Below are 8,561 nucleotides of genomic sequence, written 5' to 3'. Positions count from 1 at the left end.
TACGGCGACCTTGCCGCAGGCGCATACCGTAGGGGCGATCTTGATCGTCCGCGCATTCACGCAGCCGTGCGGCACTTTGTCATCCTGAGCGGAGCGATGCGAAGCATCGCGCCCGTAGGGACGAGCACCGCTCGTCCGTGCATTCTCGCACCCTCGCCGCCCTTTGTCATCCTGAGCGGAGCGAAGCGAAGCATCGCGCCCGTAGGGACGAGCATTGCTCGTCCGTGCATTCTCGCACCCTCACCGCCGAAGGCGTGAATTTACCCGCCGACAAAGTCCGCGATTCACCTGTTTTTCCGCAGATATATCAGCAGTATCTCCACGTCGGCGGGGTTGACGCCGGGGATGCGCGACGCCTGCCCGACGCTGAGCGGACGGATCGCCTTGAGCTTCACGCGCGCCTCGATGCGCAGGCCGTAGACGTCGTCGTAGTCGATATCCGGCGGCAGGAGGGTGCTTTCCGCGCGCTTCGCCTCCGCGATCTGCGCGTTCTGCCGCGCGATGTACCCTTCGTAGCGGATGCGGATGACCGCCTCCTCCCACTCCTCGCGGCGCAGCTCCGGACGCGTAACGTCGAACGGCGCGAGCGATTCGTAGTCGACCTCCGGGCGCTTCAGCAGCTCCGCGAGGGTGACGCCGTTCGACACCGGAGTCGTGCCGAGCGACTCAAGCAGGGCGTTCAACGGCTCTGAAGGCGCCAGAACGGCCTTTTTCAGCCGTTTTTCCTCTTTTTCTATGTTGGAGTACTTCTCGATGAAATCCGCCCAGCGCGCGTCGTTTATCAGCCCGATACGGCGTCCGACGGGCGTCAGGCGCTCGTCGGCGTTGTCCTGGCGGAGCGTAAGGCGGTATTCCGAGCGGCTCGTCATCATTCTGTACGGCTCGTTCGTGCCGCAGGTGACCAGGTCGTCTATCAGCGTGCCGATGTAGGAGCCGTCGCGCGTCAGAACGAGCGGCTCGGCGCCCTTGAGCTTCAGCGCGGCGTTGACTCCGGCGACGAAGCCCTGCGCCGCCGCCTCCTCGTAGCCGCTCGTGCCGTTGAACTGCCCCGCGCCGTAAAGCCCCGGCAGGTCGCGGAACTCCAGCGTCGGCGTGAGCGCAGTCGGGTCGACGCAGTCGTATTCGATCGCGTAGGCGGTGCGGGTGAAAACGGCGCGTTCAAGCCCCTTGACCGAGCGCACCATCTCGATCTGCACCTCCTCGGGAAGCGACGTGGACATGCCCTGAAGGTAAAGCTCCTCGGTGTCCAGCCCCGTCGGCTCGATGAAAAGCTGATGCCGCTGACGGTCGGGGAAACGGCTGATCTTGTCCTCGATCGAGGGGCAGTAGCGCGGCCCGACGCCGGTTATCCTGCCGCCGTACATCGCCGAGCGGAGTATGTTTTTCCGTATGATTTCGTGCGTTTTTTCGTTGGTATAAGTAATATAGCAGTCCGCGAGGTTGCGCGGCTCCGCGCGCGTTTCGAAGGAGAACGGCTCCGGGCGCTCGTCGCCGGACTGCCTCTCGATCTCGTCCGTCGCGACGGAGGCGCGGTGCACGCGGCAGGGAGTGCCGGTCTTGAAGCGGCGCAGCGGCACGCCGAGCTCGCGGAGCGAAGCGGAAAGCGAGGTCGCCGCGAAGGTGCCGTCCGGGCCGCCTTCGTAGCTGACGTCGCCTACGAAGATGCGCCCCGCGAGGTAGGTTCCGGTCGCGATCACGACGGCGCGGCAGGAGTATTCCGCCCCGAGCCGCGTCACGACGCGCCACGCGGGCGCGGAGGCGGGCTCGCCGTCTGTCATTCCGAGGAGCCGCGAATGCGCCGACGAGGAATCCCCCTCCTCACGCGGACGGCTGCTTGCGGTGTGGGGTCCCTCACGCTTCGCGTTCGGGATGACAGGCCCTTCCGCCCTTTCTATCGCGACTACCTCCGCCTGCCTTACGTCGAGGCCGGGAGTGCGCTCCAGAACGCGCTTCATGCGCTGCTGATACGCCCTGCGGTCGATCTGCGCGCGGAGCGAATAGACCGCGGCGCCCTTGCCTTTGTTGAGCATACGCGTCTGTATGGAGGTTTCGTCGGCGGCGCGCCCCATCTCGCCCCCGAGGGCGTCGAGCTCGCGCACGAGGTGTCCCTTGCCGGTGCCGCCTATGGAGGGGTTGCAGGGCATATTTCCGACGGAATCGAGGTTTATGGCGAAGATCACCGTACGCATGCCGAGACGCGCGGCGGCGAGCGCGGCTTCGATACCCGCGTGCCCCGCGCCGATAACGGCTATATCATAGGTTTCGGGGTTGGTATAGCGCTTCATTGTGTCGAAACCTCCCGGAAATACGATGAAAAGTGAAATTGCCGCCGGCGGCAGTGAAATTGATGCTTCACATCAGTGAAATTCCGCCTCCGGCGCAGTGAAATTGCTTCGCTCCGCTCGCAGTTTAAGGAACAAATTGCCTGCGGCAATTTGAATAATTCAAATCGGCTCCGCCGATTTGCTCCTTAACTGACGCGCAGCGTCAATATCACTGCGGCGAAGCCGCAATATCACTATCGCGGAGCGATAATATCACTGACGGCGCAGCCGTCAATATCACTGCGAATGAAGTTCCGATTGTTCCACGTGGAACAATCGGAACGCAGAGAGCTACTTTCCCACGCAGAACGTGCTGAATATCCCGTCTATCACGTCGTCGGCGACGTTCCTGCCGGCGCACTCGTCGAGCGCGGAGACAGCTTCGCGCAGGTCGACGGCGGCGATATCCGCCTCGAAGCCGCGCTTCAGCGCAAGTCCCGCCGCGGCGAGCCCCTCGCCCGCCTTCCGCAGGCAGCCGCGCTGGTGCAGGGAGGCGCACCACCCGTCCGCGTCGTCGAAATCGTCCGCGCCGGTGACCGCGCGGACGGCCTCCGCGAGGGCGTCGAGGCCCCGCCCCGTCTTCGCGCACATCTCCACGACGAAGGCGCATTCGTCCTCTATCGGCGAAGCGTCTATCCTGCGCGGCTTGTCGCACTTGTTTATTACCGCGATCTGCGGCGCTCTCTTCAATAATGAGAAGTCCTCGTCCTTGAGCTCCTCCGAGCCGTCGAAGACGGCGATGACCAGCGAGGCGGCGTCCAGCCGGGCGTTCGCGAGCTCGACTCCCCTGCGCTCGATTTCCTCCGGCGCGTCGCGGAGCCCGGCGGTATCGGCGAGCTTCAGCAGCACGCCGCCGCATACTACGGCGCTTTCCACCACGTCGCGCGTCGTGCCGGGGACGTCGGAAACTATGCTGCGTTCGCGCCCGGCGAGGAGGTTCATCAGCGTGGACTTGCCGACGTTGGCGCGCCCCGCGATGACCGCGTCGACGCCCTCGGTGAGCGCCAGCCCGCCCTCGTATGTGCCGGCGAGCTTCAGACAGCGGTCGGAGAGGTCGAAAAGCTTATCGACCGCCTCGCCGCGCGGCAGTTCGGGTATCTCCTCCTCGGGAAAATCCGCCTCCGCGGATATGTGTATCAGGATTTCGTTCGCGGCGTCGCGAAGCTCGCGCAGACCGCGGTCGAGCGCGCCTCCGGCCTGCCTGTTGGCGAGCTTCAGCGCCTCCGCGGAGCGCGCGGAAACGACGCTCATGACGGATTCCGCCTCGGTCAGCCCGAGCCGCCCGTTGAGGAAGGCGCGCTTGGAGAATTCGCCGCCCCTCGCCTGCCTCGCGCCCGCCTTGAGCAGCGTTTCGAGCACCCGCTCGGTGACGAAAACGCCGCCGTGGCAGGCGAATTCTACGCAGTCCTCGCCGGTGTAGGACTTCGGCGCGCGGTAGACGGTCGCCACGACGGTGTCGACGGTCTCGCTGCCGTCGCGTATTTCGCCGAGCGCGCAGGTCCAGCCCCTCCGCGAAGCGAGCGGGCCGCCCGCCTTCGGCGCGAAAACGCCGTCGCAGAGCGCGATCGCGCCTTCGCCGCTTACGCGTATAACGGCGATCGCCGCGTTCCCTCGCGGTGTCGCGATCGCGGCGATGACGTCGTTGTTTTGCGTGATAATTGACATTGATGACGCTCCTTATGATGTGTTTGCCGCCATCCTGACGGGCGCCTTGCCGCAGGCGCAAAACAGCTAAATTCGTGCTTCGCACGAGCTAAATTGACGGCTGCCGCCGTCAGCTGAATTATCGCTGTGCGATAGCTGAATTGCATCGCTCCGCTCGCAGCGAAGGAACAAATTGCCGCAGGCAATTTGAATAATTCAAATCGGCTTTGCCGATTTGCTCCTTAACTGACGCGCAGCGTCAATATCACTGACGGCGAAGCCGCAATATCACTATCGCGGAGCGATAATATCACTGATGCAAAGCATCAATATCACTGCGAACGAAGTTCCGATTGTTCCACGTGGAACAATCGGAACGCAGAGAGCTCAATAGTCCGCTTCGCCGCTCTTGTAATACTTATACGAAAGCGTCATCATCACGCTGTAGAGTGCCGCCGTCGCAAGCTGCGGCACGAATATCCCCGCGACGCCGAGCACCTTCGTCAGCGTGCTGAATTCGCTGTTTATGCCGTAGAAAAGCGGCACCAGCCCGAGCGCGATCCCGCCCGCGGCCGCCAGGAAGGTTATTATCGCCGGATAGACTATCGAGCGCTTGCCTTCGCGGAAAAACACCGAGTAGAATACCGGCGCGAGCAGATACAGCACGATATATGCGTAAAAGGATATGACGGAGAGGTCTCCGCCGCGGTTCTGGATTATGTCCCCCGCCCAACAGGCGACGAGCCCCGCGTTGAGCAGGTAGACGGCGCAGGCGAAGATCCACGTCCACGCCTTCGCCCACCCGCGCAGACGGCGCACGCAGGGCAGCAGCATCAGCGGTATCGTCGGCAGGAACGCGACCGCCGCGACTCCCGCGACGATCAGGATGGTGATAAGGTCATAATTCATACGTTTCAGCTCCTTTTGGAGTTATACTGTGGGTAGAATATAAGGATGATTATACTGTTTGTTGTCATATTGCGTCGCGCTCACTCTCGGTTCAAAAGCGTGTTTCCCGCGCCGGAGCGTAAATGCGCCGGCGATCAAGATCGCCCCTGCAACGCGCTCACTTCCGCAAATCGCGCCGTTTCCGGACGAGCAATGCTCGTCCCTACGCAGGCCGCCGCAGGCGGCGAATATATTCAAATCGGCTCTGCCGATTTGCTCATTAACTGACGCAAAGCGTCAATATCACTGCGGCGAAGCCGCAATATCACTGTCGCGAAGCGATAATATCACTGCCGGCGCAGCCGGCAATATCACTGCGTGCAAAGCACGCCTAGCTTACGTCCGTCAAATCCAGATACCTGCTGCCGAACCTGGAAATATAGTCCTTCCTCTCGGCGAGGTCGTCGCCGAGCAGCGTATTGAACATATACTCCATCTCCGCGACGTCGTCGGTGGAAACGCGTATCAGGCGGCGCGTATCGGGGTTCATTGTGGTCAGCCACATCATGTCCGGCTCGTTCTCGCCGAGCCCCTTGGAGCGCTGTATCGTGAACTTCTGCCCCTGAATGCGGTCGAGCACGTCCTGCTTCTCCTTCTCGGTGTAGGCGAAATAGGTCTTGTCCGCGTTTATCTCGTAGAGCGGCGACTCGGCGATATAGACGAGCCCCTTCTCGATAAGCGTAGGCACGAGGCGGTAGAGCATCGTAAGTATCAGCGTGCGTATCTGGTAGCCGTCGACGTCGGCGTCGGTGCAGATGATGACCTTGCTCCAGTTGAGGCGGTCGAGGTCGAAGGAGGAGACCTCCTTCTTGCCGCTCTTGACCTCCGCGCCGCAGCCGAGGACCTTCAGCAGATCGGTGATGATCTGGCTCTCGAAGATGCGGTGCAGGTCGGCTTTGAGGCAGTTGAGTATCTTGCCTCTCACGGGGATTATCGCCTGAAACTCCGCGTCGCGCGCGAGCTTGCAGGAGGTCAGCGCGGAGTCGCCCTCGACTATGTATATCTCGCGCACGCTCTTGTCGCGGGTGCGGCAGTCGACGAACTTCTCGACCTTGTTGGTGAAATCCATCGTCGAAATGTTCGCCTTTTTGAGCGTCTGGCGCATCTTCTCGGCGTTTTCGCGGCTGCGCTTGTTGACGAGCACCTGGTTGGCGATGAGCTCGGCGTCGTTGGGGTTCTCGATGAAGTAGACCTCGAGCTGATGCTTGAGGAACTCGGTCATCGCGTCCTGGATGAACTTGTTGGTGATGGACTTCTTCGTCTGGTTTTCGTAAGAAGTCCGCGTCGAGAAGGAGTTGGTGACGATGACGAGGCAGTCCTCGACGTCCTGGAAGGTGATCTTGCTCTCGTTCTTGTTGTATTTGCCCTGCTTTCTGGCGTAGCCGTCGATCATGGAGGTGAACGCCAGGCGCACCGCCTTTTCGGGCGAGCCGCCGTGCTCGAGCCAGCTTGAATTGTGGTAATACTCCGCGGCGGACGCCGTGCGGCTGAAGCAGAACGCGGTCTGCAGCTTGACCTTGTAGTCCTCCATATCCTCGCGGTCGCGGCCGCGCCTCTCCCCTTCCGCGAAGTTGACGGGGGTCAGCGGATTTTCGCCGGCGAGCTCGGCGACGTAGTCTGTTATGCCGTTCTCATAGACGAACTCCGTCTCCTCGAACTTGCCGCGCGCGACCTCGTTTCGCAGCAGGAAGACGATCCCGCTGTTGACGACGGCCTGCCTTTTCAGCGTCTCGACGTAGTAGTCGAGCGGGATATTTATATCGGTGAAGACCTGCAGATCGGGCAGCCAGTGGATGCGGGTGCCGGTCTTGCGCGAGGTCGTCGGCTCCTTGCGCACCTCGCCGTAAAGCTCGCCGCGGCGGAATGATAGGTTCCACTTCATGCCGCCGGAATAGACCTCCGCGTCCATGAATTCGGAGGCGTACTGCGTCGCGCAGAGGCCGAGGCCGTTGAGACCGAGGGAGTACTCGTAGTTTTCGCCCGCGTCGTTCTTGTACTTGCCGCCGGCGTAGAGCTCGCAGAAGACGAGCTCCCAGTTGTCCTTGCCCTCCTTCTCGTTCCAGCCGAGCGGGATGCCGCGGCCGAAGTCCTGTATCTCGACGGAGTGATCGAGGTAGCGCGTGACGATTATCCTGTCGCCGTGCCCCTCGCGCGCCTCGTCGATGGAGTTGGAGAGTATCTCGAAGACGGCGTGCTGACAGCCCTCGATGCCGTCGGAGCCGAAGATGACGCCGGGGCGTTTCCGGACGCGGTCCGCGCCTTTTAACGAGGTAATGCTGTCGTCGCCGTATGTTTTAGCTTTAACCACTGCGTATATACTCCTTTTAATGTAATCAACCAAAGCGGGTCTTTTCGGCCCTTTGCGGCTTGTCGTCCTCGGCGGGCAGATAGCCCAGCCGTCGTCCTTCCGCGCCGCAAATCATCCGAAAATCCCTCGCTTTTTGCGACGCGTTTGAACGGCGCTGAAACCGCAGGGGCAATCTTGATCGCCCGCGCAAATAGGCGAAAACGTCGCGTTTTTGTCATCCTGAGCGGAGCGGCGGAACGCCGCGCAGCCGAAGGATCTTAAAGACGAGCCCTCCCTTTCAGCGCCGCGCCGCGTAAGAAAACAAACCGCAGGGACGATCTTGCTCGTCCGCGCATTTACGCGGAGGGCGTAACTCGCCGCATAATCAACATCTTGTGCCGTTTCGGGCGCAGAATACCCTTATACAGTATATATTATACTACTTCGTGCCGCCGAGGTCAAGTGAAAAATGACGGGCGCAGCCCGTCATCCTGAGCGGAGCGGCTGAAAGCCGCGAAGTCGAAGGATCCCCCGCCTTATGCAGCCGTCCGGAAAAGGTGTGTGATCCCTCGGGATGACGTACCCGCGAACGCCCGCGCAAAACACCGTTCGACAAAATTCGACAAAATCCGACACGGAAAAGCCCGAAACCCGCCCGCTCGCGAAAGTGTGAAAAAAACACTTGACAACAGCGCGGACGTAATATATAATACTTCCGTGTATGGACGCTGAAGAAGCGTCCCCACAACCTCACACTTGGCAAAGCCGGAGCAATCCGGTGGCGCAAAGCTAAAGGGCCCCACGCGGGCAGCCAGCTGCGATGTTCGACGTGAGCGCGAACGCCGCAGTTTTTTTATTTTGATCACAAGGAGGCGAGAAGGATGCCCGATAACGAAGAGATCGTCAACGGCGAAGAAATCGTCAAAAACGAAGAGACCGTCAGCGGCGAAGAAATCATCAATAAAGAAAATACCGAAGCCGCCGGAGAGCCCGTCTCGCCCGAAACCCCCGCGCCTGCCGGAGAGCCCGTCTCGTCCGAGACCCCCGCGGACGCCCCCGCCGAAGGCGGAGCTCCCTCAGACGAGGGAGCTGTCGAGGACGGCTCGCCGTCCGAGACTGAGGGAGTGAATCCCTCCCCCTCCCCCGCGGACGAAGCCGCCGCCCCTGACGCTGTCATCCTGAGCCCGCTGGGCGACGGATCCCCCGCCGAAAGCAGCCGTGCGGAAGAGGAAGGGGAGTCCTCGGGCTCCGCCCTCGGAACGACAGGCCCCACCCCCGCCCCCGCCGAAGGCGGAGCTCCCTCAGACGAGGGAGCTGTCGCGGACGGCTTGCCGTCCGAGACTGAGGGAGTGAACCCC

Annotated in this window: 6 protein-coding genes and 1 riboswitch; of the genes, 1 reads left to right on the top strand and 5 read right to left on the bottom strand. The window is 61.8% G+C overall.

The genetic code is table 11. The features are described 5' to 3' along the window. Positions 1–56 precede the first annotated feature (56 nt). The 5 genes from IJL83_06155 to IJL83_06135 form a co-directional block, all read right to left on the bottom strand. Positions 57–230: a hypothetical protein gene (locus IJL83_06155; GenBank protein MBQ6553178.1), complete on the bottom strand. Its 174-nt coding sequence runs from the start codon at positions 228–230 to the stop codon at positions 57–59. A gap of 54 nt (positions 231–284) precedes the next feature. Then, complete coding sequence (gene mnmG / locus IJL83_06150) at positions 285–2,285, bottom strand: tRNA uridine-5-carboxymethylaminomethyl(34) synthesis enzyme MnmG (protein ID MBQ6553177.1); 2,001 nt, start codon at positions 2,283–2,285, stop codon at positions 285–287. A 330-nt stretch (positions 2,286–2,615) separates the two neighbouring features. After that, positions 2,616–3,989, bottom strand: coding sequence for a tRNA uridine-5-carboxymethylaminomethyl(34) synthesis GTPase MnmE (gene mnmE, locus IJL83_06145; GenBank protein ID MBQ6553176.1), 1,374 nt, complete (start codon positions 3,987–3,989; stop codon positions 2,616–2,618). Positions 3,990–4,355: 366 nt separating this feature from the next. After that, on the bottom strand, positions 4,356–4,877 hold the full coding sequence (locus IJL83_06140) for a hypothetical protein (protein ID MBQ6553175.1): 522 nt from the start codon (positions 4,875–4,877) through the stop codon (positions 4,356–4,358). 370 nt (positions 4,878–5,247) lie between these two features. After that, entirely contained in the window at positions 5,248–7,224 is a 1,977-nt protein-coding gene (locus tag IJL83_06135; GenBank protein ID MBQ6553174.1) for a DNA topoisomerase, read from the bottom strand. A 727-nt stretch (positions 7,225–7,951) separates the two neighbouring features. Beyond that, positions 7,952–8,026, top strand: a riboswitch (cyclic di-GMP riboswitch). A gap of 58 nt (positions 8,027–8,084) precedes the next feature. Here IJL83_06135 and IJL83_06130 point away from each other — a divergent pair. Continuing rightward, on the top strand, positions 8,085–8,561 hold a 477-nt coding region (locus tag IJL83_06130), incomplete at its 3' end, for a hypothetical protein (GenBank protein ID MBQ6553173.1).

The organism is Clostridia bacterium, from assembly GCA_017438525.1.
GTDB lineage: Bacteria > Bacillota > Clostridia > Oscillospirales > RGIG8002 > RGIG8002.
This window is presented reverse-complemented; position numbering and strand designations above follow the sequence as displayed.

Coding starts and splice junctions, on each gene's coding strand:
- IJL83_06155 (MBQ6553178.1), bottom strand. CDS start 230: ATGCACGGACGAGCAATGCTCGTCCCTACGGGCGCGATGCTTCGCTTC.
- mnmG (MBQ6553177.1), bottom strand. CDS start 2,285: ATGAAGCGCTATACCAACCCCGAAACCTATGATATAGCCGTTATCGGC.
- mnmE (MBQ6553176.1), bottom strand. CDS start 3,989: ATGTCAATTATCACGCAAAACAACGACGTCATCGCCGCGATCGCGACA.
- IJL83_06140 (MBQ6553175.1), bottom strand. CDS start 4,877: ATGAATTATGACCTTATCACCATCCTGATCGTCGCGGGAGTCGCGGCG.